The 24,268-nt window shown below is 59.5% G+C and carries 24 protein-coding genes; 8 read left to right on the top strand and 16 right to left on the bottom strand.

Features of this window, described 5'->3' with window-relative positions; all coding sequences use genetic code 11:
• Positions 1 to 156: 156 nt before the first annotated feature.
• The 6 genes from AACY31_RS00630 to AACY31_RS00605 all read left to right on the top strand — a co-directional run bounded on the left by AACY31_RS00630 (position 157) and on the right by AACY31_RS00605 (position 6,849).
• On the top strand, positions 157 to 1,293 hold the full coding sequence (locus AACY31_RS00630; RefSeq protein WP_339503652.1) for a branched-chain amino acid ABC transporter substrate-binding protein: 1,137 nt from the start codon (positions 157 to 159) through the stop codon (positions 1,291 to 1,293).
• Between the two features lie 163 nt (positions 1,294 to 1,456).
• Positions 1,457 to 2,371, top strand: coding sequence for an ABC transporter permease subunit (locus AACY31_RS00625; protein ID WP_014336328.1), 915 nt, complete (start codon positions 1,457 to 1,459; stop codon positions 2,369 to 2,371).
• 2 nt (positions 2,372 to 2,373) lie between these two features.
• Positions 2,374 to 3,654, top strand: coding sequence for a high-affinity branched-chain amino acid ABC transporter permease LivM (gene livM, locus AACY31_RS00620; protein WP_339478407.1), 1,281 nt, complete (start codon positions 2,374 to 2,376; stop codon positions 3,652 to 3,654).
• Positions 3,651 to 4,523 carry an ABC transporter ATP-binding protein gene (locus AACY31_RS00615; protein WP_339503650.1) on the top strand — a complete coding sequence of 291 codons (873 nt, stop codon included), beginning with the start codon at positions 3,651 to 3,653 and terminating at the stop codon, positions 4,521 to 4,523. Before livM ends, AACY31_RS00615 begins: the two co-directional genes overlap by 4 nt.
• On the top strand, positions 4,520 to 5,236 hold the full coding sequence (locus AACY31_RS00610; protein WP_339478411.1) for an ABC transporter ATP-binding protein: 717 nt from the start codon (positions 4,520 to 4,522) through the stop codon (positions 5,234 to 5,236). The genes AACY31_RS00615 and AACY31_RS00610 overlap by 4 nt, the downstream gene beginning before the upstream one ends.
• An 848-nt stretch (positions 5,237 to 6,084) precedes the next feature.
• The gene (locus tag AACY31_RS00605; protein WP_046064353.1) at positions 6,085 to 6,849 is read left to right on the top strand and encodes an SDR family oxidoreductase; all 765 of its coding nucleotides are present in this window, start codon (positions 6,085 to 6,087) and stop codon (positions 6,847 to 6,849) included.
• A gap of 119 nt (positions 6,850 to 6,968) precedes the next feature.
• On the opposite strand, the gene AACY31_RS00600 is transcribed toward AACY31_RS00605, so the two are convergent.
• The 14 genes from AACY31_RS00600 to AACY31_RS00535 form a co-directional block, all read right to left on the bottom strand.
• Complete coding sequence (locus AACY31_RS00600; protein WP_339503648.1) at positions 6,969 to 8,102, bottom strand: AGE family epimerase/isomerase; 1,134 nt, start codon at positions 8,100 to 8,102, stop codon at positions 6,969 to 6,971.
• A 172-nt stretch (positions 8,103 to 8,274) separates the two neighbouring features.
• Positions 8,275 to 8,847: a HupE/UreJ family protein gene (locus tag AACY31_RS00595; protein WP_339478414.1), complete on the bottom strand. Its 573-nt coding sequence runs from the start codon at positions 8,845 to 8,847 to the stop codon at positions 8,275 to 8,277.
• A 31-nt stretch (positions 8,848 to 8,878) separates the two neighbouring features.
• Entirely contained in the window at positions 8,879 to 9,493 is a 615-nt protein-coding gene (gene ureG / locus AACY31_RS00590; protein ID WP_053155587.1) for an urease accessory protein UreG, read from the bottom strand.
• 9 nt (positions 9,494 to 9,502) lie between these two features.
• Positions 9,503 to 10,192: an urease accessory protein UreF gene (locus AACY31_RS00585; protein WP_339478418.1), complete on the bottom strand. Its 690-nt coding sequence runs from the start codon at positions 10,190 to 10,192 to the stop codon at positions 9,503 to 9,505.
• Complete coding sequence (gene ureE / locus AACY31_RS00580) at positions 10,189 to 10,689, bottom strand: urease accessory protein UreE (protein WP_339478420.1); 501 nt, start codon at positions 10,687 to 10,689, stop codon at positions 10,189 to 10,191. Before ureE ends, AACY31_RS00585 begins: the two co-directional genes overlap by 4 nt.
• 224 nt (positions 10,690 to 10,913) lie before the next feature.
• Complete coding sequence (locus AACY31_RS00575) at positions 10,914 to 11,297, bottom strand: DUF6124 family protein (RefSeq protein WP_339491225.1); 384 nt, start codon at positions 11,295 to 11,297, stop codon at positions 10,914 to 10,916.
• Between the two features lie 465 nt (positions 11,298 to 11,762).
• A complete protein-coding gene (locus AACY31_RS00570; protein ID WP_339478424.1) occupies positions 11,763 to 12,326 on the bottom strand; it encodes a hypothetical protein in 564 nt (187 codons plus the stop codon).
• A gap of 544 nt (positions 12,327 to 12,870) precedes the next feature.
• The gene (locus tag AACY31_RS00565) at positions 12,871 to 14,277 is read right to left on the bottom strand and encodes a PAAR domain-containing protein (protein ID WP_339491227.1); all 1,407 of its coding nucleotides are present in this window, start codon (positions 14,275 to 14,277) and stop codon (positions 12,871 to 12,873) included.
• A gap of 160 nt (positions 14,278 to 14,437) precedes the next feature.
• Complete coding sequence (locus AACY31_RS00560) at positions 14,438 to 14,821, bottom strand: hypothetical protein (protein WP_339478430.1); 384 nt, start codon at positions 14,819 to 14,821, stop codon at positions 14,438 to 14,440.
• Positions 14,822 to 15,301: 480 nt separating this feature from the next.
• Positions 15,302 to 15,691 carry a hypothetical protein gene (locus AACY31_RS00555; RefSeq protein WP_339478432.1) on the bottom strand — a complete coding sequence of 130 codons (390 nt, stop codon included), beginning with the start codon at positions 15,689 to 15,691 and terminating at the stop codon, positions 15,302 to 15,304.
• A complete protein-coding gene (locus AACY31_RS00550; protein ID WP_339503646.1) occupies positions 15,688 to 17,097 on the bottom strand; it encodes a PAAR domain-containing protein in 1,410 nt (469 codons plus the stop codon). The genes AACY31_RS00555 and AACY31_RS00550 overlap by 4 nt, the downstream gene beginning before the upstream one ends.
• Positions 17,094 to 17,624 (bottom strand): hypothetical protein, encoded by a 531-nt coding sequence (locus AACY31_RS00545; RefSeq protein WP_339491231.1) that lies wholly within the window; start codon positions 17,622 to 17,624, stop codon positions 17,094 to 17,096. Before AACY31_RS00545 ends, AACY31_RS00550 begins: the two co-directional genes overlap by 4 nt.
• A gap of 278 nt (positions 17,625 to 17,902) precedes the next feature.
• Positions 17,903 to 18,535 (bottom strand): TetR family transcriptional regulator, encoded by a 633-nt coding sequence (locus AACY31_RS00540; RefSeq protein WP_014336338.1) that lies wholly within the window; start codon positions 18,533 to 18,535, stop codon positions 17,903 to 17,905.
• Positions 18,536 to 18,692: 157 nt separating this feature from the next.
• Complete coding sequence (locus AACY31_RS00535) at positions 18,693 to 19,145, bottom strand: hypothetical protein (protein ID WP_339491232.1); 453 nt, start codon at positions 19,143 to 19,145, stop codon at positions 18,693 to 18,695.
• A gap of 377 nt (positions 19,146 to 19,522) precedes the next feature.
• Between AACY31_RS00535 and AACY31_RS00530 the strand changes: the two genes are divergently transcribed.
• A complete protein-coding gene (locus AACY31_RS00530; protein WP_339478441.1) occupies positions 19,523 to 21,598 on the top strand; it encodes an AsmA family protein in 2,076 nt (691 codons plus the stop codon).
• Between the two features lie 119 nt (positions 21,599 to 21,717).
• Here AACY31_RS00530 and AACY31_RS00525 read toward each other — a convergent pair whose 3' ends face one another.
• Together AACY31_RS00525 and AACY31_RS00520 are read right to left on the bottom strand one after the other, a co-directional pair.
• The gene (locus AACY31_RS00525) at positions 21,718 to 22,248 is read right to left on the bottom strand and encodes a ferritin-like domain-containing protein (RefSeq protein ID WP_339478443.1); all 531 of its coding nucleotides are present in this window, start codon (positions 22,246 to 22,248) and stop codon (positions 21,718 to 21,720) included.
• Between the two features lie 227 nt (positions 22,249 to 22,475).
• On the bottom strand, positions 22,476 to 23,396 hold the full coding sequence (locus AACY31_RS00520) for a LysR substrate-binding domain-containing protein (RefSeq protein ID WP_339478444.1): 921 nt from the start codon (positions 23,394 to 23,396) through the stop codon (positions 22,476 to 22,478).
• A 136-nt stretch (positions 23,397 to 23,532) separates the two neighbouring features.
• Here AACY31_RS00520 and AACY31_RS00515 point away from each other — a divergent pair, with 136 nt between their 5' ends.
• Entirely contained in the window at positions 23,533 to 24,171 is a 639-nt protein-coding gene (locus AACY31_RS00515; protein ID WP_339478445.1) for an FMN-dependent NADH-azoreductase, read from the top strand.
• Positions 24,172 to 24,268: the final 97 nt, after the last annotated feature.

Below are 24,268 nucleotides of genomic sequence, written 5' to 3'. Positions count from 1 at the left end.
TGCACGCCCTATGAAAAAGGGCTCGAAACAGTCGAAATAACAATAAAGCAGCGACTTTTTTCAGAATAAAAAACCGATGGCACGGCCCTTGCTCTGAGCTTTATCAGTGAAATGAAGTCGCAGTGCCAACTAAAAAAAACCTTGGAGCACCACCTCATGTCCCAGACGTTTTACAAGAAAGGTTTCCTGGCCCTCGCAGTGGCAGCTGCGCTGGGTGTTTCTGCGTTTGCTCAAGCTGAAGTGAAATTTGGTGTGGCGGGGCCGATGACCGGCGCCAACGCTGCATTTGGCGAGCAGTACATGAAGGGTGCTCAGGCGGCAGCCGATGCCATTAACGCGGCGGGTGGCGTCAACGGTGAGGATATCCTGCTGGTCAAGGGCGATGACGCCTGTGAACCTAAGCAGGCCGTGGCCGTGGCCAACCGATTTGTCGACCAGGACAAGGTTCTGGCGGTGGTCGGTCACTTCTGCTCCTCCTCCACCATCCCGGCGTCCGAGGTCTACGGCGATGCCGGCATCATCTCCATCACCCCAGGTTCCACCAACCCGCAGGTCACCGAGCGTGGCCTGAGCGCGATGTTCCGTATGTGCGGTCGTGACGACCAGCAGGGCATCGTCGCGGGCGACTACATCGTTGACGTGCTCAAGGGCAAGAAAGTCGTCGTCCTGCACGACAAGGACACCTACGGCCAGGGCCTGGCGGATGCTACCAAGGCGCAGTTGGCCAAGCGTGGCGTGGAACCGGTGCTGTACGAAGGCCTGACCCGTGGTGAGAAAGACTTCAGCGCCGTTGTCACCAAGATCCGTGCGGCCGGTGCCGACGTGGTCTACTTCGGCGGTCTGCACCCGGAAGCCGGCCCACTGGTTCGCCAGTTGCGTGAACAAGGCCTCAAGGACGTGAAATTCATGTCCGATGACGGCATCGTCACCGACGAACTGGTCACCACCGCCGGCGGCCCGCAATTCGTCGACGGCGTATACATGACCTTCGGCGCCGACCCGCGCCTGCTGCCAGACAGCAAGGCCGTGGTGGACGCGTTCCGTGCCAAGGGCACCGAACCGGAAGGCTATACCCTGTATGCCTACGCCTCGGTTCAGGCCCTGGCTGCCGGTTTCAACGGCGCCAAGAAAAATGACGGCGAAGCCGCGGCTGAATGGCTCAAGGCCAATCCGGTCCAGACCGTGATGGGCAAGAAGGAGTGGGATTCCAAGGGCGACCTGAAGGTCTCCGACTACGTGGTTTACCAATGGGACAAGGACGGCAAGTATCACCAGCTGGAAAAACAGAAGTAAGGGCCGAAGCGAGCGTCCACGCCTTCTTCAGAGCCGGGCAAGCCCCGGTTTCCAAGGGGCGCGCGCCGGTCGCGGCTGACATCGCTCCGACGTAAATCTGTATTTTCCTTAGAAGAACCGCACACCCCAGGGTGTGCAGGTTCTCACTGCGTGAGATTGCGTTATGGATGGTATTTTCCTGCAGCAACTGATCAATGGCCTGACCCTCGGGTCGGTCTATGGTCTGATCGCCATCGGCTACACAATGGTCTACGGCATCATCGGCATGATCAACTTCGCCCACGGTGAGGTTTACATGATTTCCGCTTACCTGGCGGCAATCAGTCTGGCTCTGCTGGCTTACTTCGGTATTGAATCCTTTCCGCTTATGATCCTCGGCACGCTCGTGTTCACGGTGGTGGTCACCGGGGTCTACGGCTGGGTCATCGAACGCGTTGCCTACAAACCCCTGCGAAACTCCACCCGCCTGGCACCGCTGATCAGTGCCATCGGCATCTCGCTGATTCTGCAGAACTACGCACAGATCAGCCAGGGCGCCCGCCAACAGGGTGTTCCGACTCTGCTCGAAGGCGCCATGCGCGTCGACATCGGCAGCGGTTTCGTCCAGCTCACCTACACCAAGATTTTCATCCTGATCGCCGCATTCGCCGGGATGGCCTTGCTGACCTACATCATCAAGTACACCAAGCTCGGACGCATGTGCCGCGCGACCCAGCAAGACCGCAAGATGGCGTCGATCCTGGGGATCAACACTGACCGGGTCATTTCCTACGTGTTCATCATCGGCGCGGCCATGGCGGCCCTGGCCGGTGTGCTGATCACCATGAACTACGGCACGTTCGACTTCTATGCCGGCTTCATCATCGGCATCAAGGCGTTCACCGCGGCGGTACTCGGCGGTATCGGCTCCTTGCCTGGGGCGATGCTCGGCGGGATCATCCTCGGCATTTCCGAGTCGCTGTTCGCCGGTCTGATCAACTCTGACTACAAAGACGTGTTCAGTTTCTCGCTGCTGGTGCTGATTCTGATTTTCCGTCCCCAAGGCCTGCTGGGTCGCCCACTCGTGGCGAAGGTATAAGTATGTCTGCTGCCAATAAACCGCTTGATATCAAACAGAGCGTCATCGACGCGATCCTGGCCGGCCTGATCTCGCTGATCGTGTTCGGGCCCATTGTCGGCGTGGTGCTCGACGGCTACAGCTTCAACCTGCAACCGGCCCGTGTGGGCTGGCTGGTGGCGATCGTGATGGTTGGGCGCTTTGCCTTGAGCCTGTTTCTGCAAACCCCCAAGGGTCTGAATATTCTCCAGGGTTTCGAAAGCACCAGTTCCGGCGTGCATGTGCTGCCCCCGGACTACAAGTCGCGCCTGCGCTGGATCATCCCGGCGCTGATCGTGATTGCGATCGTGTTCCCGTTTTTTGCCAACAAATACGTGCTTACGGTGGTCATCCTCGGCCTGATCTACGTGCTGTTGGGCCTGGGCCTGAACATCGTGGTCGGCCTGGCGGGGCTGCTGGACCTGGGTTACGTGGCGTTCTACGCCATCGGTGCCTATGGCCTGGCGCTGGGCTACCAATACCTGGGGCTGGGGTTCTGGACGGTGTTGCCGCTGGCGGCGATTGCGGCGGCGATGGCCGGGTGCATATTAGGATTCCCGGTGTTGCGAATGCACGGTGACTACTTGGCCATCGTGACCCTGGGCTTTGGCGAGATCATTCGCCTGGTACTCAACAACTGGCTATCGTTCACCGGCGGACCGAATGGCATGCCGGTGCCGTCACCGACCTTCTTCGGCCTGGAGTTCGGTCGGCGAGCGAAGGAGGGCGGTGTGCCGTTCCACGAGTTCTTCGGCATGGCCTACAACCCCAACGTCAAATTCCTGTTCATCTACATCGTCCTGTTCATCACCGTGCTGCTGGTGCTCTATGTCAAGCATCGCCTGACCCGTATGCCGGTCGGACGTGCCTGGGAAGCCTTGCGCGAAGACGAAATCGCCTGCCGTTCCATGGGCCTGAACCATGTGTTGGTCAAACTCTCGGCCTTCACCATCGGCGCGTCCACGGCGGGCCTGGCCGGGGTGTTCTTTGCCAGTTACCAGGGTTTCGTCAACCCGTCTTCGTTCACGTTCTTCGAGTCGGCGCTGATCCTGGCCATCGTGGTGCTGGGTGGCATGGGTTCGACGGTTGGCGTGGTGATCGCCGCGTTCGTGCTCACCGTGGCGCCGGAGTTGCTGCGCAGTTTCTCGGAATATCGGGTGCTGCTGTTCGGCGTGCTGATGGTGTTGATGATGATCTGGCGCCCACGCGGCCTGATCCGTATCAGCCGCACGGGTGTGACGCCGCGTAAAGGAGTAGCGCCATGAGTGAAGTCGTACTCCAGGTCGAAAACCTGATGATGCAGTTCGGTGGGATCAAGGCCCTCAGCGACGTCAGCCTGCAAGTCAAACGCAACTCGATCTTCGCTCTGATCGGCCCCAACGGCGCCGGCAAGACCACGGTGTTCAACTGCCTGACCGGTTTCTACAAGGCCTCGGGCGGCAAGATCGAGCTCAACGTGCGTGGCGAGCAAACCAACGTCATCAAGTTGTTGGGCGAGGCGTTTCGCCCGACGGACTTCGTGTCGCCGAAATCCTTCGCCAGCCGGCTGTACTACAAGATGTTCGGCGGCACCCACCTGGTGAACCGCGCTGGCCTTGCGCGTACCTTCCAGAACATTCGCCTGTTCAAGGAAATGTCGGTGCTGGAAAACCTGCTGGTGGCGCAGCACATGTGGGTCAACCGCAGTCTGCTGGCGGGCATCCTCAACACCAAGGGCTACCGCAAGGCTGAAAGCGACGCCCTGGACCACGCCTTCTATTGGCTGGAAGTGGTGGACCTGGTCGATTGTGCCAACCGTCTCGCCGGTGAGCTTTCCTATGGTCAGCAGCGGCGCCTGGAAATCGCCCGGGCCATGTGCACGCGTCCGCAGATCATCTGCCTCGACGAACCGGCCGCCGGCCTCAACCCTCAGGAAACCGAAGCGCTGAGCGCGATGATCCGGCTGCTGCGCGACGAGCACGATCTGACCGTGGTGCTGATCGAACACGACATGGGCATGGTAATGAGCATTTCCGACCACATCGTGGTGCTGGACCACGGCAACGTGATCGCCGAGGGCGGTCCCGAGGCGATTCGCAACGATCCGAAGGTGATCGCGGCTTACCTGGGTGCCGATGAAGAGGAACTGGTATGAGTGGACCTATCCTCGAACTCAAGGAGCTGGACGTGTTCTACGGGCCGATCCAGGCCCTGAAAAAAGTCTCGATGCACGTTGGTGAAGGTGAAACCGTGAGCCTGATCGGCTCCAACGGTGCCGGCAAGTCCACGCTGCTGATGTCGATTTTCGGCCAGCCGCGTGCGGCGGGCGGGCAGATCATTTACCAGGGCGTGGACATCACCCACAAGTCGTCGCACTACATTGCTTCCCACGGCATCGCGCAGTCACCGGAAGGACGGCGGGTATTCCCGGACATGACCGTCGAGGAAAACCTGCTGATGGGCACCATTCCCATCGGTGACAAGCACGCCAGTGAAGACATGCAGCGCATGTTCGAGCTGTTTCCACGGCTCAAGGAGCGCCGCAACCAGCGGGCCATGACCATGTCCGGCGGCGAGCAGCAAATGCTCGCCATCGCCCGGGCTTTGATGAGCCGGCCAAAGTTGTTGCTGCTCGATGAGCCGAGCCTGGGGCTGGCGCCGATCGTGGTGAAGCAGATCTTCGCCACCCTGCGTGAGCTGGCGTCCACCGGGATGACCATCTTCCTGGTGGAACAGAACGCCAACCACGCCCTCAGGCTGTCGGACCGGGCCTATGTGATGGTCAACGGCGAAATCCGCCTGACTGGCACAGGCAAGGAGCTGCTCGCCAACGAGGAAGTGCGCAACGCCTACCTGGGCGGACATTGAGGCGGCTGTTGCAATGAAAAAAACCGGCGAGTGATCGCCGGTTTTTTTATCTTCTGGACACACCACAAATCCCCTATGGGAGCGAGCCTGCTCGCGATAGCGGCGTGTCAGCCACTCTCCATGGCACTGACAGACAGCCATCGCGAGCAAGCTCGCTCCCACAGGTTTTTTATGCGTTTTTGCAATTGTGGACAACAATCCTGAGCCCCTGCGAAACCGCGACATAAAGTCGCCGCAAATAGTTGTTTTGTCACGGTTTTGACTTGTCCCCGTTTGCTGTGGAACTGGCTGTGGGTAACGTGGGAGTAGCTGGCTGCAAGCCTTTGAATACGTGGCTTTCAGGGCTGTGATCGTTTTTTGATCAGGTGTTTTTGGTCAAGGGGGAGTGGCTGTTGTCAACACTTTTATGAGCACCGAAATGGGCTCGAAAGTCGCTGGGCAAGCCTGTGGATAAGTCTGTGATTAAACTCTGGAAAGACCGCGCTGAGCACCGTCGTTACTGGCTTGGAGCCATCGCCCATCTAACGTTGGCTTATAGCAGATAACTTGCGCTGCACAACCCCACCTGCAGGGTCAAGCGAAAAAATTTTCCAAATACCCCGCAAAGCCTTACACACAGCGGCTTGCGGGTTTTGCACTTGCCCCCGATTACTGTGGACGTGCCTGTGGATAAGGTGCGGGCAACCGGCTGCGGCCCTTGTTTGACAAGGCTTGGCGCAGATTGGTTGTTTTATGAGCAGTCGTGGGGCAAAAGCCGTGCGCAAGCCTTGCCCCTACCGTGCCGGGGCGGGCATGCTGTGGGCCGATTTCCATTCAATGGCTGTTGAAGTTCAAGCAAGGAGAACACGATGTCTGACACCCTGTTTATTACCGGCGCAACGTCCGGTTTTGGTGAAGCCTGTGCCCGTCGTTTTGCCGAGGCGGGTTGGAAGCTGGTGCTGACCGGTCGTCGTGAAGAACGCCTTAATGCCCTGTGTGCCGAGCTGTCGAAGCAGACCGAAGTCCATGGCCTGGTATTGGATGTGCGTGATCGCAAGGCCATGGAAGAGGCCATCGCCAACCTGCCGCCATCCTTCGCCAAATTGCGCGGGCTGATCAACAACGCCGGCCTGGCCCTGGGCGTCGACCCGGCACCCAAGTGCGACCTCGATGACTGGGACACCATGGTCGACACCAATGTGAAAGGGCTGCTCTACAGCACTCGCCTGCTGTTGCCGCGCCTGATCGCCCACGGCCGTGGGGCCGGGATCGTCAACCTGGGCTCCATCGCCGGCAACTACCCGTACCCGGGCAGCCACGTGTATGGCGCGAGCAAGGCGTTCGTCAAACAGTTCTCCCTGAACCTGCGTTGCGACCTGCAAGGCACGGGCGTGCGGGTGAGCAATATTGAGCCGGGCCTGTGCGAGAGCGAGTTTTCCCTGGTGCGCTTCGGTGGCGACCAGGAGCGCTACAACGCGACCTACGCCGGCGCCGAGCCGATCCAGCCACAGGACATCGCCGATACGATTTTCTGGGTGCTCAATGCGCCAGCGCACATCAACATCAACAGCCTGGAGCTGATGCCGGTGAGCCAGACCTGGGCCGGGTTTGCCATTGAGCGCAACAAAACATAAGACCGCGTTATCGTTCATCGCGGACAAGCCTTGCTCCCACAGGTTTGACTCACCTCTGGGGAGCAGGTCTGCCCTGATCCCTGTGGGAGCAAGGCTTGCCCGCGATAGCGGTTTGCCAATCAGCCTAGATAGTCGGCCAGCCCGCGATAGCAAGTCAGCAGGTGATACGGCGTGGTGGACGGCATGTCCCGGCGGCTGACAGCGCCGTCGGCGTCCAGGCATTCGTTCCAGCCCTTGGCATGCAGGAAATGCTGCTGCAGCGCTTGTAATTGACGCAGCAACAACGCCTGGCTGCCCGGGCGCAGGGTGAGTGCCCGCAAGTACTCCGCTTGGGCCCAGATGCGTTGGGTGGCATCGCGCGGGCCCGCCTGGGATCCCAAGGCCAGCATTGCACACACAGCACCGGAGTCCGGGTCGACGCCGCGTTGTTCGGTATGGCCGAAGCTGTGCGCCAGGGCTGTGTGCAACTTGCCGTTGCGCAACAGGGGCGATGAGGCCAGCAAGTAATACCATTCGAACTGGTGCCCCGGTTCGAACCAGTTATCCACAGCCTTGAGCGGCTTCTCCATCATCACGCGTTGCTGCGGCTCGATGAACTGCTTGGACATCCCGTCGCACAGGCTCAGCAACGCCTGGCGGACGTTGGCGTCTTCGCGGACCGACAGGGTGGCGAGGAACGCTTCGGCCAGGTGCATCAAGGGGTTTTGCAACGGGCCGGATCCGGTCGTTGACCAATCGCGCTTGAGGCTGGCCTCGTAGAGACCGTCTGCACTGGCAAAACGCTTGGCAATGACCTCCAGGCTCGCGTTGAGCACCGATTCCACCAGCGATTCGCGGACCTTGCCCCAGTAATGGGCGCAGGCGAACAGGATAAAGGCGTGGGTGTAGAGGTCTTTGCCGGTGTCCAGCGGCGCGCCTTGCGGGTCGATGCTGTAGAACCAGCCGCCGTGTTCGGCATCGTGGAAATGACGCTGCAGCGAGCGAAACAGTGCACTGGCCCGTTCCTCGGCCTGGGGCACTTCGCCGATCAGGCTGGCGAACACATACAACTGGCGCGCACAGGCCATGGCGCGGTAGCGCTGGGGGGGCAGCGGCACATGCTCGGCATCCAGGGACTCATAGGGCAACGCCAGTTCGGCATTCCAGCCCGGGCCTTGCCACATCGGCACGATCACGTCGTGAAAATGCTGACGCACCGTTGCGAACAGGGCGGTCAATTCAGGCTGGGGAGCGGGGCGGGAAGCATGAGGCATTGGCGGACGTCGTCACGGCTGGGGGCGATTGCGCGACATGGTAGCAGAGTGGCAGGCCTGGGGAGATGGGGCGGCTGTCAGGCCGCCTTCGCGAGCAAGCCCGCTCTCACAGGGATCGATCAAACTGTGAGCGGGCTTGCTCGCGAAGGCGCCTTTGAAGGTGTCGGAAAAATTAGCCGGCCAATAACCACACCCCAGCCGCCGCCGAAGCCGCCCCGGCCAATCGGACCAACGGCGCCGCCGCTCGCGGCAACACCCGTACCAGGGCAAACCCGGCGCCATGCAGCGCCGCTGTCGCCGCGACGAAGCCCGCCGCATAGGCCCATGGGCTCGACATGTCCGGCAGTTCCAAGCCGTGGGCCACGCCATGGAACAGCGCAAACAGTGCCGTCGCACCGACCGCCAGGCTCAACGGCGGACGTACCGCCAGTGCCACCGCCAGGCCCAGGGCGAGTACCGAGGCGGCGATCCCGCTTTCCAGCGCTGGCAGGTCCAGGCCTTCAAAGCCCAGCAGGCCACCGAACAGCATCGTACCGATGAAGGTACAGGGCAGCGCCCAGCGCGCGGCACCTTGTTGTTGTGCGGCCCACAAACCGACCGCCAGCATCGCCAGCAAATGGTCGAGCCCACCGATGGGGTGGCCGAGCCCGGCAACCAGGCCATTGTCGCCATGGCCGGGATGGGCAAAGGCCAGGGCCGGGGTCAGCAGCAGGGCGAGGGCGCCGAGGATGCGTTTGAAGGTCATGGATAAGCTTCCTTGTGGTCAGTCGGAAAGATCAGGCGGCGGTCAGCAGACCCTGGCGCTCGATGAAGGCGATGATGTCGTCCAGGCCCTGGCCGGTCTTCTGGTTGCTGAACACGAAGGGCTTGCCGTTGCGCATCCGCCGGGTGTCGCTGTCCATCATTTCCAGAGATGCACCCACCAGCGGTGCCAGGTCGATTTTATTGATCACCAGCAGGTCGGATTTGCAGATGCCCGGCCCGCCCTTGCGCGGCAGCTTGTCACCGGCCGAGACGTCGATCACATAGAGGGTCAGGTCCGACAATTCCGGGCTGAAGGTCGCCGACAGGTTGTCGCCGCCTGATTCCACCAGAATCAGGTCCAGGCCCGGGAAGCGCCGGTTCAACTGGTCCACCGCCTCCAGGTTGATCGACGCGTCTTCGCGAATCGCCGTGTGCGGGCAGCCGCCGGTTTCCACACCGATGATCCGCTCCGGCGCCAGGGCCTCGTTGCGTACCAGGAAGTCGGCGTCTTCGCGGGTGTAGATGTCGTTGGTGACCACTGCCAGGTTGTAGCGTTCACGTAGCGCCAGGCACAGGGCCAGGGTCAGGGCGGTCTTGCCGGAACCTACCGGGCCGCCGATACCGACGCGCAGAGGTTGTGTATTCATGAGTGTCTCCTAGGAACGGAACAGGCGGCTGTACTGGCGCTCATGAGCCATGCACGCCAGGGACAGGCCAAAGGCGGCGCTGCCGTAATGGTCGGGGTCGATGTTCGAGGCGTCGTGCTGAGCCTGTTGCAGCAGCGGCAGCAGTTCGCTGGTCAGGCGCTGGGCCGCTTGCTGACCCAGGGGCAGGGTTTTCATCAGCACCGCCAGTTGGTTTTCCAGCCAGCTCCATAGCCAGGCGGCGAGGGCGTCTTGGGGGGCGATATGCCAGGCGCGCGCCGCCAGGGCCCAGCACAAGGCCAGGTGCGGCTCGCTGCGTTGTTGGAGACTGAGCTGTTCAAGAAAGCCGCGCGCGGCACCGTCGAGTTCCGGCAGGCCGGTGAGCAGTTGCTGCAACGAGTAGCCCATCTGCCGGCTCTCCTGATACAGCTCGCGGGTTTCCCGGCTGGCGCGGTGTTCTTCGCAATGAAGCAGCAGGGCGTCCCAATCGTCAGCGGCTGCTGCGCTGCAGTGCGCCAGCAGCAAAGGCGCTTCGAAACGCGCCAGGTTCAGCAGCAGTTGATCGCTGATCCAGCGCCGGGCGTCGTCGCAATTCTTGACCAGGCCGTTGTCCACCGCCATCTCCAGCCCCTGGGAATAGCTGTAGCCGCCAATCGGCAATTGCGGGCTGGCCAGACGCAGCAGCGCCCAGGCCGGGTTCATGTGCGCACGCCAAACTGATGCAGGCGCGGCGCGTAGTTGAAATCTTCGTCGCCGTGCCGGGAGTGATGGTGACCGCCGCCATAGGCGCCGTGTTCCGGCTGGAACGGGGCTTCGATGGATTCGGCGCGGGCGCCCAGTTGCTCGAGCATCGCCTTGAGTACGTAGTCGTCCAGCAGGCGCAACCAGCCATCGGCCACTTGCAAGGCGACATGGCGATTGCCCAGGTGATAGGCGGCGCGGGTCAGTTCGAAGGCGTTGGCGCAGGTGACATGCAGCAGTTGTTCGGCGCGGGCGCAAACGCGCACGATGCGCCCGTCTTCAGCTTGCAGGCATTCGCCGTCGTACAGCGGCGGTTGGCCTCGCTCCAGGAACAACCCCACGTCTTCGCCCTCGGCACTGAAACAGCGCAGACGGCTTTTGCTGCGGGCGTCAAAGGTCAGGTGCAGCTCGGCGTCCCAGCGCGGTTGAGTGTCGATTCTGCGGTGAATCACCAGCATCGGAGTGCTTCCAGCAATGAACAGTGCTGTGTTTAGAGCAAGGGGCTTGCCAACCGAAGAAGGTGTAGGAAATAGCCAGGATGGCGTTTCAGGGCGGGGTGGATGGCGTTCCATAATGGTGCGCGTCGAGTTGTCGCGCACCATTTTGCGGCTGACACAAAAAGAACCTGTGGGAGCGAGCCTGCTCGCGAAGGCGTCGGCTCAGCTTGCATCAAAACAAAGCGCTATCCCTTGGCACCAGGCGCCGCCATCTCCCTGGTTTCCAGATGATCCAACGCCCGCTCGACCAACAACTGCACCCCATCGGCCATGCGACTGATCGCCAGGGCGACGCAGCGGCGTGAGTCGTCCACGTCGTCAGCCAGGTCGGCGGCGATGGTGCTGATGGAGAGCAGGTCTTCGGAGGCGTTGGCGAGCAGGGTTTCGGTGTCGATGTGGGGGGACACGATGAAGAGCTGGTTTTTGTCAGGTTCGGGCGGTGAGGCGGGCTTGGGCTTGAGGTAGTAATCGAGGGCGCGGGTGGCGGCGTCATCGAGCTTCTTTTCTTCCTGCGCTTGGACGCGGGACTTGTGGCTGTTTGGCGGGGGATTCGGAGTTGCTTTGAACATAATGAAAATCCTGGAAGTGGAGCCGGCACCCTCCGATTGCACGTCGAAAAATGGGTGGCAGCTGTACGTAGGTGTGCAAGACCGGTCCAGGAACCCGGCAGACCCGAAGATCTCCCACGCGCAGCCGCCATAATAGTCAGCGAGCATAGAAAAATGCTCGGCGAATAGCCATAACGAATACGCTCCTAGATCGGACTTGCACGTCCGTATCACCGTTTTTTGCGATGACGAACAAAGGTTAGCGGCGCTCGAGAGCGCTGCCTAGTTCATGAACAGCCCGGCGTGTTGAAGGAAATGTCCGAGGGTTTGGCGGGGAAAAGCACCAAAAGATCGCAGCCGTCGGCAGGTCCTACAGAAATTGCCTAGCGGCTGCCGAAAGGTGCGATCTTTTGATTTGAGGGTTCGTGGATTGTTGCCCTTCGGCCCACATGATTTCCTGACCATTGCGGTCAGCGTTGACCTGCTTCAAGGTACCAACAGAGTTCCAGAGATACAGAAAAACCAAATGACACAGCCCAATGCAATCCATGCGAAATTGGCAAGGGTGATTTTGGTGTTCTGACGCCCCTCTGGATCCTGTTCCAAATGGTTGATAGCGGCCTGAACGCGAAGTTGACAATAGGTACCAAAAGCAAGCGATGCCAACCCGATAGGAAAGAAAACTTTGGGTTCTGTCGCAACCAGAACTACATAAGTATTCACGCCTACATTCAACAATGCGCAGAGTATGAGCAAATACGGATGCCAGTTATAGTGTCTGTTTGCGATGCGCAACCGTCGATCTATCTTTATGTACAGCGAATAGATAAAAAATAAACCGAATATCGTACGAGCTACAGGCCAGATTCTCTCGCCTGTAGCAGTTCGATAGGTTTTCCAGTTCTTGTAGTTCCAGTAGATAAAATAGTAGCCAAAGGTCAGGAATGACATGATGATCAACTTGTCTTTGGAGACCACGTAAAACGTTGGAGCCACGTTATTGATTTTTTTGTTGGTAATACATGTGGTGTTTTGGAAAGGCGCATTCATAAGCAGTCGAACACCTTGTTATTTATATTGAACAATAGCTCTCGGGATAGCTTGCAATACCAGCATTCTTTCGGATGTCGTACCAGCCGCTCCGCGCAGGGAGACGTCTTTCCTCTGTAAACCCGATCACAAGGCACAGGTCAACCTATGGAACGGGAAGACTAAGCGAGACCAAACTTAACGAACATGGCAAGAATAATCATTACCGATAGAAGTGCGATAACACACCACTGCAGTACTACTAGCTTACGCTTAAGGCTCGCGGGAAAAGTATTTATGTCTTCGGCACTTAGTCCGCCTCTTTTGAGGTAAAAATTGGGAAAGGTGATGAGTCCGGAAATCCCGCCTACCAGCATCAATTTACCCCAAGGACCACCATGGCGCAGTGATGCGATCGTCATGACGGCCGAACAATTTTTCAAGTGATCCAATATTAGGTCCGTTTTTTTGTAAGCCAAGTACAGACACATTCCAATCCAAATGAAAATTCCTCCCAAATCAATTATCCCGACGACCATAAATATTTTCTCAGAAAAGCTCACAGTCATTGGGCAGCCTCATAGATAAGTTCTCCCGTTTTTTCGCCCAGTGTTCCTCCAAGGACACCCCCCGCAAGCGACCCTGTTCCGACCACCAGAACACCGCACCCCACCATTGCCAACCCTCCTGTCGGCACACTTAACCCGATACAGATCGCTCCAACCACGGGCCCTGTCAGGGCGGCGCCTGCCGCCACACCACCTGCCACTCCACCAGCGAAGCTGCCAGTCTCAGTGAATTTAACTTTCTTACAAGCCTGCGCACTATCTGCCGTGCAAACATCCTGAACCTTCATGTACGAAGCCCCACCACCAATAATCGGGCCAATCCACCCCCCGTACTTGATGATTTTGGCCGCTTTGGAAACACCCTCGATATGAGTCGCATTACCTGGAATCTGACCTGCGCCACCAGCCTTGGTCCAACGATGGACCAAATTGCGACTGGAGATGCCCAAGGCGCTTTTCAGGTTCGGATGATCTGGCAGGCCGATGCCCTTTCGCGTCAGGGTGGTCAGATGGATGTCGAGCCTTGAGAGTAGTTGTTTGCGCTCTGCAAAAAAATCCGGCGACCGTAGGTGCCCATCGCGCCGGAAAGTACGTTGATGCAACGCCTCGATATCCCGCAGAACGGTTTTAACGTCCTCCAGGTTTTTGGCGAAGATGGCCTCACCCACACCGATGGCAGTCGAGCCCTGGGCCAGGAACGTTTCGATTTCGTCGCGATGCCGAGCCATGAAGTCGGCCTCATCCGCGCTTAGCGGTTCAAGGGCGTCGTTGATCCATATCGCTGTTTCCATCAACAACGCCTCTTCGCGGGTGCATAGGTGATTGTTCGGATCGCTCAGCACGATCATCGAACCGGCCTTGACCACATCGCGATAAGGATTGAGCGCGCGGAATTTGCGCATCACCGCCGGGTCGGGTGACGGGAACAACGTGGCCTCCAGCGCTTCTCGGGTCACGCTTTTGGGCACAACGTAGAAGCCCGGTTCCTGGTGTTCTACGCGGGTAGATGTTGGGGGCGGCGGGTTGCTCGATAGGGCGAAGCCCGAGTGGCGCGGCGTAGAGGGTGCGCTGTTCATAGATTGGGAAGCCGATCCAGCGGCTCGGCTGGCTTGCGGTGCAGCGTCGGCTGTTCTGTAGGTGGCCGAGTGCAGCGATGGAATCAACTGAGCATTACAAGGGCAACTGCTGACGCTGTCCAACGTGCCAGCGTTACGCCGGCCATTGCTGGTCATGCCCGAGATGCCGCCCACAATCTGATAAGTCTTTCCGTCCTTGCCACAAGAAACCGGATCACCTTCACGAGCACGGGCGATACCATTCATTCTGTTGTGCGCATCCCCATCCATGACTTGGCCGCCGCAGGTGGTTTGGTCACCCAGTCCAATGTAATAGCCCCTGATCATTAGATTTTCTCCTCCATCGAAACGATGAATGAGACGTTGCGGCGCGGGTGAGTCGCTATCCCGGCGGTGTGGGCATTTGGAGCGAATAGGAAACTTCGCACAGAGGGATGTGGCGTTTCCTACGAAAGCCCTCCCTCGACAGACCGGATCCCTCATTAAGCTATTCGAACTTCAACAGCAGGCATACAAGCACCATCCAAACTATGGAAGTTAGTACGATCAATACAAAAACAACGAGAAGGCGCTTCAGGCGAGGTGGAAAGTTTTGGATGTCGGTAGGGTCTACGTCACCATTGAGAATATTTGCCCTCGGAAACACCACCATCCCGGCAATTTTCACGATCAGTACGATTCCCCCTACCCAGCCTTGACCCCGCCATGCGGGGCCCCAGAGATGGATGTAGCGGCTGTTATCCAAGGCCTCCATCATGCCGTCCAGATGCCGACGGCTCAGATACATAGTGAAAATCAAACTTACGAAGCTCAACAGGATTGGGCCGCCATTCAAAATGAGCAGGGCCCACACGGGCCAACCGCTGATCATGGCGGTACGGCCTCATACAGAATCTCGCCTACGATCTCCCCCCTTTGACCGCCAACGGTCGTACCTACCCATGCACCAGTCCCCACCACTGCTGCAACACACAGGACACTCCCAATGCCGCCTGTGGGAACCCCTAGCGCCAAGCAAACAGAGCTGCTAGCCAAAGAGGCTCCTGCGCCACCAGCCCAGCCACCAAAGGCTGATCCGAGAAATTTACCCCCTTCAGTAAACCTGACCCGCCCACAAGTTTCCCCAGATCCCCCGGAACAAACCTCTTGAATCGCCAGCAACGAAGACACCCCGCCAATCCCAATACCGATATACCCACCTGACTTCATGTACTTCGCGGCCCGGCTGGTCGCCTCCACATGCGTGGCATACCCCGGTATCTGCCCCGGTGCTCCGGCCTTGTTCCAGTGATGCATCAAGCTTTGGCTGGGGAGGCCGAAGTGTTAGCAGCTGGGATTTGTGTTTATTCAGTCATCTGAGCTTGATCAGCACGGCTACGATGCCCATCCATGCCAAAGTAAAAGCCATCAACGTTCTATCAATGATGAGAAGACGTTTCAGATAGGGTGGGAAATGTTTGACATCAACGGGGTCCACATCCCCGATGCGGATATACGCATTTGAAAAAATCACCATCCCGGCAATTTTACTCAGCAGCACAAATCCCCCAAAGTAGCCTCGATTTCGCCAAGCGGGAGCCCAAAGGTATATGAAGCGGCTGTTTTTCAAGGCGTCCATCATGGGGTTCAAATGATGGCGAATTAGGTACAAACTGAATGTCAAGCACGCAAGGTTCATAGGGATCATAGCCAACACAATCCAGTCAGACAGCGAAGAGTTCCAGAACTCCCCCAGCGTCATGGCAAAGCTATCTCGTACATAACGTCACCTATTTTTTCGCCTCCCATACTTCCAACAGCTGTACCCGCCCAAGCACCAACGCCCACTACGGCCGCGACACAAATCACACCTCCGATACCAGTAGAGGCTCCAAGCGCCAAGCAAAGCGGCCCGCTGGCTGATAAACCTAAATTTCCACCCCAAGCGCCACCAACGGTAGATAGGCCGAATTTCCCTCCTTCAGTGAACTTAATTCTCTCACAAGCCGCCTCAGAGCCTCCGTTACACACGTCCTGAACAGCTAATAACGAAGACACCCCACCAATCCCAATGCCGATATAACCGCCCATCTGCATATATTTCGCTGCACGACTGGTGCTCTCCACATGCGTGGCATACCCCGGTATCTGCCCCGGTGCTCCGGCCTTGTTCCAGTGGTGCACCAGACTGCGGCTCGAAATGCCGAGGGCGGTTTTCAGTTTGGGATGGTCGCCCAGCGTCGTATGGCCGCGCAGGCGGGTGGAATTCAGCAGGTGGGCATCCAGTTGAGCGAGCAGCAGCTTGCGCTCGGCGAAGAATTGCGGCGATCTAAGATGGCCGTATTGACGAAAGCTGTTCTGGTGCAAGCGTTCCATGGCCTGGAGCGTGTCGCGCAGGCTGGTCAGATGTTTTTCCATCATCACCGCGCTGACACCGAGCCAAGTGGAGGTCTGGCCGGTGAAGCTGGCGATCTCCGCCGCGTGGCGGTGCATGAAGTCGGCTTGCTCTGCGGTCAGGTCGTCAAGGGCGGCATTCACCGTTTCCGCCGCCGCCATCACCTGCGCCTCTTCGCGGGTGCATTGATGGTTGTTCGGATCGCTCAGCACGATCATCGAACCGGCCTTGACGACGTTGCGATGAGGATTGAGTGCGCGGAATTTGCGCATCACAGCCGGGTCGGGTGAAGGGAACAACGTGGCTTCCAGCGCTTCGCGAGTCACGCTTCTGGGCACGATATAGAAGCCCGGTTCCTGGGGTTCTACGCGGGTAGATGTTGGGCGTGACGGGTTGCTCGATGGGGCTAAAAACGATTGGCGTGAAGCAGTTGGAGCGCTGGTCGCGGGCTGTGGAGCCGGCTGAGCCGCTCGGCTGGTTTGCGGTGCAGAATTCGCACCTTCATAGGTGGCCCAGAAAACCGAAGGGATCAGTTGCGCTTTGCAGGGGCAGGTACTGTGACTATCCAGCGTGCCGGCCATTTGCTTACCGTGGCTGACCATGTGCGCTACGCCGCCCCTGATCTGATAGATTTTTCCGTCCTTTCCACACGAAACCCGGTCACCTTCGCGGGCGTGCAGCAGGCCGAAAATATTGATCCTACCATCGCCGTCCAGCACTTCCCCGCCACACGTGGTCTTGTCGCCCCGGCCGATGAAATAACCCTTGTTCATTGGGGGTTCTCCTTCATCTCATTCCGGCGCAGACGGCGGCCCTCAGCTGGCCCTACTGCGGGCAAAAAAACTTCTGCGTTCGACACGCCTTTGCGGACGATGAGAATCGCTATGTCTTGGGGGGGATTGATGATTTCGTCGCCATTGCTCAGACGGCTGTCGACCAGTGCAACATCGCTATTGCTTTCACCGGCCCCGGTGACGATCCGCGCCGTGCTGCCATCGGCATATGCGACGTGATCGCCTTTCTGGGCGGCGCGTAGCGTGCGGCCATCCATCTTGAATTCAAACGGTGATGAAGCTTGTTGGATCGTTCCGCCGTCTCGGGTCTGACTACCCTCGGCCGCCAGTCGGTAAATACCGAGTGGCGGATGGGCTTTGACGTAAGCCTGTTGTTGTCTAAGCCGTGTCGCGACTTCTTCGACGCAACCCTCCAACCGATCCGGCTCAAAGTAGGGCTCGTCGAGATGGCTCAGGTATTCAGGAGAGGCTTCATTGGTGTGGAGGGATAGCACGGGTGCAGTCATTTTCATGGCTCCTATATACAAGGACGTCGTACGCAAGGCCGCGTTGACAGGTCTCGGAAGCGATGAATAAGACGATGAGCCGCTGATTGAGTGCAATTCCGGCGCGGGTGGCATTTGCAGCGAATAGGAAAGTTCGTAGGTCCAGATGCGCCTTTTCCTACATCACAGAGCATCTGTCGCGTGGTTTTTCGGGAGGCGGTGTGTCAGGTGAGCAATCAGGGGGCTGATACACCGCTTTCGCGAGCAGGCTCGCTCCCACAGAGGAGGCATGCAGACAGTTATTCGGTACTGCCCAGCCCTTGCCAATGCTTGAGGCCAATGAAGATGAACCGCAGTTGCTGAGTAATCTTTGCCTGGGGCGTGAGGTGTTCGGGGAGGGCTTGGGCGGGTGGGTCGATGATGTCCGGCAGGGTGGCGAATACGCTCTTGACGATGAGGTCGGCCATCACGCCTAAGGCGGCCAGGTCCAGGTGCTGCAACTTGGGCATCAAGGCCAGGTCGGCGGCCAGGTCCGAGCTGATGTCTTCGCGCAGTTGGGCGATGGCCTGGCGCACCGGCAGGGAGCCGCCGTATTGCTCGCGGGCCAGGAACAGGAACTGCGATCGATTGGCCTGCACCACATCGAGAAAGATCCGCACAGACGCATCGATAATGCCGCCCATGACGAATTCGTTGTGGCGTACCAGGCGGATGGTTTCGCGAAAGGTCTGGCCGACTTCGCTGACCAGTGCCAGGCCCAGTTGGTCCATGTCGTCGAAGTGCCGGTAGAACCCGGTGGGCACGATGCCGGCCGTCCGGGCGACTTCCCGCAGGCTCAGGCTGCCGAACCCCCGGCCGCACTCCATCAAATGGCGGGCTGCATCCATCAGGGCAATTCGGGTCTGTTGTTTCTGTTCGGCGCGGGGCAGCATCGCAAGGCGGGCTTCTGATTCACGGGAGCGATGCACTCTAGCAAATCGGCTTTGTCGACGTCGAACGGTAGAGAGGGATCAGACGGGAAAAACGAAGGGCTTGAAAAGTCAAAAGCCCGATTGCAGGAATCGGGCTTTTTTCTGGGCCACCATGGGCTCAGCTCACTATGCCGTTGCGTTCGATTGTGCGATCACCACCGCCTTCGGCCACGGTTTCGCCCAGTTTGGTGCGGGAAGACCCGTCTTCAGCGAGGGTCTGGCCAGGTGTGCGGTCAGAACCGTCTGCGGCGAGGGTCTGGCCAGGTGTGCGGTCAGAACCGTCTGCGGCGAGGGTCTGGCCAGGTGTGCGGTCAGAACCGTCTTCGGCGAGGGTCTGGCCAGGTGTGCGGTCAGAACCGTCTTCGGCAAGGGTTTGGCCAGGTGTGCGAGAAGAACCGTCCTCAACCAGACCTTTTTCTTCCAGACGATCACGGCCACCTTCGGTAACAGTCTGGCTGTAGACAGAGTGGCTGTCCTTGGCCTGTGGCGTGGCTTGTTCGGCAGCTGGCAATGCAAAGGCAGTCGAGGCCAGCAGTGAAAGGGACAGGCTCATCAGTAATTGGCGTTTCATGATCGTTGCTCCGTGGGAGGGCGATAAAGTGGGTACGACGGCAATGCTACTCTCGATAAGTCGATATAAAAGTTCATAAACGCAATGGTAATAATCAACGGAATTGATTGTTCTGGGCGAAGGCTCTAGAGCGGGCCTTTCCGAGGTGTGGTTTTGCACCTAGGTGGGTATTTTGTACTCATCGCTGCCTCGCAAATGTGCGGCTTCGGTAACAGTTTGTTGGCTGATCAGTCAGGATTCTTGCGTTTTTTTATGCCGTTCATCGGCACCAGTCGGCCGTTTTACCAGTCCAACCCTTCATAACGAACCGACTGCAGGTTCGTGTTTTCAGCGGCGTCGCGGTTGCGGACGCTGACTTGTCATCAGGAGCCTTGTGCATGACGCGCACCTCGAAAATCCTCGCCTGGAGCTTTGCCAGCCTTGTTGTCCTGCTGGCCGTGCTGGTCCTGGTCATCGCGTTCTTCGACTGGAACCGCATTAAGCCCACGCTCAATGCCAAGGTTGCCGAGGCGTTGCATCGCCCCTTCGCTATCCACGGTAACTTGGCGGTGTCCTGGCAGCGTGAGCCGGAGGAGGGAGGCTGGCGAGCTTGGTTGCCGTGGCCCCACGTGGTGGCCGAGGACTTGAGCCTGGGCAACCCGGATTGGTCGAAAACCCCGCAAATGGTCACGTTAAAACGTGTTGAGTTGCGCCTGTCGCCCTTGGCCTTGCTGGCCCGGCGGGTGGCGATTGCGCGTATCGACCTGACGGAGCCCAGCGCCAACCTGCAACGCCTGGCTGATGGGCGCGCCAACTGGACTTTCCAATTCGATCCGAAAGACCCGGACGTCGAGCCATCCAGCTGGGTGGTGGACATCGGCACCATCGGCTTCGACAAGGGCCACGTCACCCTTGACGACCAGGCGCTCAAGACCCGGCTCGACCTGTTGATCGACCCGTTGGGCAAACCCATCCCGTTCAGCGATATCGTCGGTGACAAGGTCGCCCAAAAAACTCAGGGCCAAGGTGCGACACCGCAGGACTACGCGTTCGCCTTCAAGGTCAACGGGCAGTATCACGGGCAAAGCCTGGCCGGCTCCGGCAAGGTCGGTGGCCTGCTGGCATTGCAGGATGCGTCACGACCCTTTCCGCTCCAGGCCCAGGCGAAAATCGCCGAGACCCACGTCGAACTGGCCGGCACCCTCTCCGACCCGATGAATCTCGGGGCCTTGGACTTGCGCTTGAAACTGGCCGGCAACAGCCTGGCTCATCTCTACCCGCTGACCGGCGTGACCCTGCCGGATTCGCCGCCTTATGCCACTGATGGCCGCTTGATCGCCAAGCTGCATGAGCCGGGTGGGGCGCTGTTTCGCTATGAGGCGTTCAACGGCAAGATCGGCGACAGCGATATCCATGGCGACCTGGCCTATGTCGCCAGCCAGCCGCGGGCGAAGCTCAGTGGCGCGCTGGTCTCCAATCAACTGCTTTTCAGCGATTTGGCGCCGCTGATCGGGGCCGACTCCAATGCCGAGCAAAAGGCCCGGGGCGGCACCAGCAAGCAGCCGTCCGACAAGGTCTTGCCCGTGGAAGAATTTCGCACCGAGCGTTGGAGTGTGATGGACGCCGATGTGAAGTTCACTGGCAAACGCATCGTCCATAGTGAGCAGTTGCCGTTCACCGATCTGTACACCCATCTGGTGCTCAACGATGGGCAGTTGAGCCTCGAGCCCCTGCGTTTCGGCGTGGCCGGTGGCCGTCTCGATGCGCAGATCCGCCTCAACGGGCACACTCAGCCCCTTGAAGGCCAGGCGAAGTTGACGGCGCGCGGCTTCAAGCTCAAGCAGCTGTTCCCGGGTTTTGAGCCGATGAAAACCAGCTTCGGCGAACTGAACGGCGATGCCGATATCACCGGCCGCGGCAATTCGGTGGCGGCGTTGCTGGGCACTTCCAACGGCACGTTGAAAATGCTCATCAACGATGGTGCCATCAGTCGTGAGCTGATGGAGTTGGCGGGGCTGAACGTCGGCAACTACGTGGTGGGGAAAATCTTTGGCGACAAGGAAGTGAAGATCAACTGCGCGGCGGCGGATTTCGATATCAAGACGGGCCTGGCGACCACGCGCCTGTTCGTGTTCGACACCGAGAACGCGATCATTTACATCGACGGCACGGCGAACATGGCGAATGAACAGCTGGACCTGACCATCACCCCAGAGTCCAAGGGCTGGCGCCTGATTTCCCTGCGCTCGCCGTTGTACGTGCGAGGCCCGTTCGCCAAGCCCGCCGCCGGGGTCAAGGCGGTGCCGCTGATGCTGCGCGGTGCCGGGATGGTGGCGTTGGGTGTGATCGCAACACCGGCCGCCGGCTTGCTCGCGTTGGTGGCGCCCAGCGGCGGAGAGCCGAAAGAGTGCGCGCCGCTGCTGGAGCAGTTGAAGGCGGGCAAGGCGCCGGTGACGGTCAAGCCGACCCGGTAGCCGAGCCTTGCAGTGATACTGCCGGCCCCATCGCGAGCAGGCTCGCTCCCACATTCGACCGAGTTTCTTCAGGAAGAATGCGGTCCCCTGTGGGAGCGAGCCTGCTCGCGATGGCGGTATTAGAGATCGGCCAGGAGATCGGCCATGTCATCGGCATGTTCTTCTTCCTGGGCGAGGATGTCTTCGAAGATGCGCCGGGTGGTCGGGTCTTTTTCACCGATGTACTGGATGATTTCCCGGTAGCTGTCGATGGCGATCCGTTCTGCCACCAGGTCCTCGTACACCATTTCTTTGAGGGTGTTGCCCGCCACGTACTGGGCGTGGGAATTGCGGGTCAACAGGTCGGGGTTGAATTCCGGCTCGCCGCCCAGTTGCACGATGCGTTCGGCGAGTTTGTCGGCGTGTTCGGCTTCCTGGTTCGCGTGCTCGAGGAATTCACTGGCCGCCACGCTGGCCTTGAGGCCGGTGGCCATGAAGTAGTGGCGCTTGTAGCGCAGCACGCAGACCCATTCGGTGGCCAGTGCTTCGTTGAGCAGGCGGACGACTTCTTGCCGATCGGCGCCGTAGCCTTCGGTCACTGCACCGTTCTGCACGTTCTGCCGTGCACGTTCGCGCAGGGTGGTTACATCGGATAAGTGCATGTCGCTCATCTCGTTCTCCTGGAGGCTGATCCGGTGGGAGCGTCACGCTCTGATGGCGCGATCACTTCTTTAGGTGGGAGTGATGGGCGAAGCAAAAAGTTTTATGAAATACCCCGTGTAGGAGCTGCCGAGTGCAACGAGGCGGCGATCTTGTCCCCGACAATTGAGTCATGAGCGAACGCCAAAAAAGCAAAGTCAAAAGATCGTCCGAACGCGGTCCGAGCCTTCGGCAGCGGCTACGCCTGCGACATCGCAAACACCGGGGGGAACCCCGACAGCCGCGCTTCCTCCCCTAGCCACTGGAAGAACGCCCGCACCGGCGGATGGCGTTCGCGGCCCGGGACGCACAGGGCGCTGTAGCCGGCGCCATTGACCTGAACGTCCGGGCGATAGCCCACCAGCAAGCCGCTGGCGATGCTTTCAGAGACCAGAATATTGCTCGCCAGCACTAGGCCCTGGCCGGCAATCGCCGCTTGCAAGGCGTAATGCTCCTCGTCGTACTCGCGCATGCATGGCTGCCGGGTAAGCCAGGTTTCCCCGGCCTGGGCGCACCAGGCATCCCAACCGTGGGCGTACAGCTTGGAGTTGTGCCAATGCACGCTGATCAGCGTCGGCACCTGCCGGGCCGCCAGGGCCACCTGTTCAGGCGAACCATAGACCCCGAAGCTTTCATCGAACAGGCACATGCCGTACAGGTTCGGGTAGGTATCCAGGCTGTAGCGCACCACCAGGTCGACGCTGGCGTCCTGGTGCAGGTCGATCACCTCGCAGTGGGTGTCCAGGCGCACGTTGATGTTGGGGTGGCGTGTATAAAAACGCCCCAGGCGAGGCACCAGCCACAGGGCGGCAAACGCTGCAGTGGTGGACAGGGTCAGGTGACTGGTGCTGCGTTGCGGGCGCAGGGTGTCGACGCTTTGCGCCACTTCCAGCAACGCCCCGTGCAGGCTGTGAAACAAACGTTGCCCGCCGTCGGTGAGGCGTACCTGGCGTGGCAGGCGTTCGAACAGCGCCAGCCCCAGCCAGCTCTCCAGGGATCGAATCTGATGGGAGACCGCGGTAGGTGTCACCGACAACTCCGCTGCTGCCGCCTTGAAACTGAGCAGCCGCGCGGCTGCCTCGAAAGCCCGCAGGGCGTTAAGCGGCAGGTTGGCGAACATCCTAATTCTCCTGAAATACGATGGGTGAGATTAATTCATCCAAATGAACTAACGCTCATTTGTCTGTCAGCGGCAGCGAGCTTCAAGCTACAGGGAAAAAGCAGTGTTGATTGTAGCCGTATAAAAGGAGATTAAGATGAGTAAAATTCTTGTGGTGCATGGCAGTCCCCGTGGTGAACGCTCTCATTCCCGGCGTTTGACCGAGGCCTTTGTTTCGGCGTGGCAGGCCGCCCATCCGCAATCCCAATTGACCCGTCGCGAAGTCGGTCGGACGGTGATTGCGCCGGTCAACGAAGCTTTCATCGCCGCGGCGTTCTACCCCGAGCCCCAGGCGCGACCGTTGACCATGCAGGCGGACCTGGCCCTGAGCGATGTCTTGGTCGGGGAGTTGCTAGCCCATGACCGATTGGTGATCTCCGCGCCCATGCACAATTTCAGCGTGCCCAGCGGCGTGAAGGCCTGGATCGACCAGATCGTGCGCATCGGGCTGACGTTCAACCACAGCCTGGATAACGGCGTGTCGCACTACGAGCCGCTGGTGTTGGGTAAGAAGGCGCTGATCGTGACCAGTCGCGGCGATTTCGGTTTCGGGCCCGGCGGCCAGCTGGAAAGCATGAACCACGCCGACACGCTGTTGCGCACCGTCCTGGGGTTTATCGGCATCACCGATGTGACGGTGGTGGCGGCAGAAGGCGAAGAATCGGCCGAGCGCAGCTTTGCGTTGTCCTGCGCCGAGGCCCAGGAGCGTTTGCTGGCGCTGGCGCGGACGTTCTGATCGGCCCAACGGACGCAATCTCTGGCCATGGGGCCATGGCAGTGACACGGGTGTCATAGACAGGTCATCATCAGTACCGATGCTGACCCCTCTTGAT

The sequence above is a fragment of the Pseudomonas sp. RL_105y_Pfl2_101 genome, assembly GCF_963970585.1.
Lineage (GTDB): Bacteria > Pseudomonadota > Gammaproteobacteria > Pseudomonadales > Pseudomonadaceae > Aquipseudomonas.
This window is presented reverse-complemented; position numbering and strand designations above follow the sequence as displayed.

Excerpts from the sequence above, each read along its gene's own strand:
- AACY31_RS00630 (WP_339503652.1), top strand. The coding sequence starts at position 157 with ATGTCCCAGACGTTTTACAAGAAAGGTTTCCTGGCCCTCGCAGTGGCA.
- AACY31_RS00625 (WP_014336328.1), top strand. The coding sequence starts at position 1,457 with ATGGATGGTATTTTCCTGCAGCAACTGATCAATGGCCTGACCCTCGGG.
- livM (WP_339478407.1), top strand. The coding sequence starts at position 2,374 with ATGTCTGCTGCCAATAAACCGCTTGATATCAAACAGAGCGTCATCGAC.
- AACY31_RS00615 (WP_339503650.1), top strand. The coding sequence starts at position 3,651 with ATGAGTGAAGTCGTACTCCAGGTCGAAAACCTGATGATGCAGTTCGGT.
- AACY31_RS00610 (WP_339478411.1), top strand. The coding sequence starts at position 4,520 with ATGAGTGGACCTATCCTCGAACTCAAGGAGCTGGACGTGTTCTACGGG.
- AACY31_RS00605 (WP_046064353.1), top strand. The coding sequence starts at position 6,085 with ATGTCTGACACCCTGTTTATTACCGGCGCAACGTCCGGTTTTGGTGAA.
- AACY31_RS00600 (WP_339503648.1), bottom strand. The coding sequence starts at position 8,102 with ATGCCTCATGCTTCCCGCCCCGCTCCCCAGCCTGAATTGACCGCCCTG.
- AACY31_RS00595 (WP_339478414.1), bottom strand. The coding sequence starts at position 8,847 with ATGACCTTCAAACGCATCCTCGGCGCCCTCGCCCTGCTGCTGACCCCG.
- ureG (WP_053155587.1), bottom strand. The coding sequence starts at position 9,493 with ATGAATACACAACCTCTGCGCGTCGGTATCGGCGGCCCGGTAGGTTCC.
- AACY31_RS00585 (WP_339478418.1), bottom strand. The coding sequence starts at position 10,192 with ATGAACCCGGCCTGGGCGCTGCTGCGTCTGGCCAGCCCGCAATTGCCG.
- ureE (WP_339478420.1), bottom strand. The coding sequence starts at position 10,689 with ATGCTGGTGATTCACCGCAGAATCGACACTCAACCGCGCTGGGACGCC.
- AACY31_RS00575 (WP_339491225.1), bottom strand. The coding sequence starts at position 11,297 with ATGTTCAAAGCAACTCCGAATCCCCCGCCAAACAGCCACAAGTCCCGC.
- AACY31_RS00570 (WP_339478424.1), bottom strand. The coding sequence starts at position 12,326 with ATGAATGCGCCTTTCCAAAACACCACATGTATTACCAACAAAAAAATC.
- AACY31_RS00565 (WP_339491227.1), bottom strand. The coding sequence starts at position 14,277 with ATGATCAGGGGCTATTACATTGGACTGGGTGACCAAACCACCTGCGGC.
- AACY31_RS00560 (WP_339478430.1), bottom strand. The coding sequence starts at position 14,821 with ATGATCAGCGGTTGGCCCGTGTGGGCCCTGCTCATTTTGAATGGCGGC.
- AACY31_RS00555 (WP_339478432.1), bottom strand. The coding sequence starts at position 15,691 with ATGACGCTGGGGGAGTTCTGGAACTCTTCGCTGTCTGACTGGATTGTG.
- AACY31_RS00550 (WP_339503646.1), bottom strand. The coding sequence starts at position 17,097 with ATGAACAAGGGTTATTTCATCGGCCGGGGCGACAAGACCACGTGTGGC.
- AACY31_RS00545 (WP_339491231.1), bottom strand. The coding sequence starts at position 17,624 with ATGACTGCACCCGTGCTATCCCTCCACACCAATGAAGCCTCTCCTGAA.
- AACY31_RS00540 (WP_014336338.1), bottom strand. The coding sequence starts at position 18,535 with ATGCTGCCCCGCGCCGAACAGAAACAACAGACCCGAATTGCCCTGATG.
- AACY31_RS00535 (WP_339491232.1), bottom strand. The coding sequence starts at position 19,145 with ATGAAACGCCAATTACTGATGAGCCTGTCCCTTTCACTGCTGGCCTCG.
- AACY31_RS00530 (WP_339478441.1), top strand. The coding sequence starts at position 19,523 with ATGACGCGCACCTCGAAAATCCTCGCCTGGAGCTTTGCCAGCCTTGTT.
- AACY31_RS00525 (WP_339478443.1), bottom strand. The coding sequence starts at position 22,248 with ATGAGCGACATGCACTTATCCGATGTAACCACCCTGCGCGAACGTGCA.
- AACY31_RS00520 (WP_339478444.1), bottom strand. The coding sequence starts at position 23,396 with ATGTTCGCCAACCTGCCGCTTAACGCCCTGCGGGCTTTCGAGGCAGCC.
- AACY31_RS00515 (WP_339478445.1), top strand. The coding sequence starts at position 23,533 with ATGAGTAAAATTCTTGTGGTGCATGGCAGTCCCCGTGGTGAACGCTCT.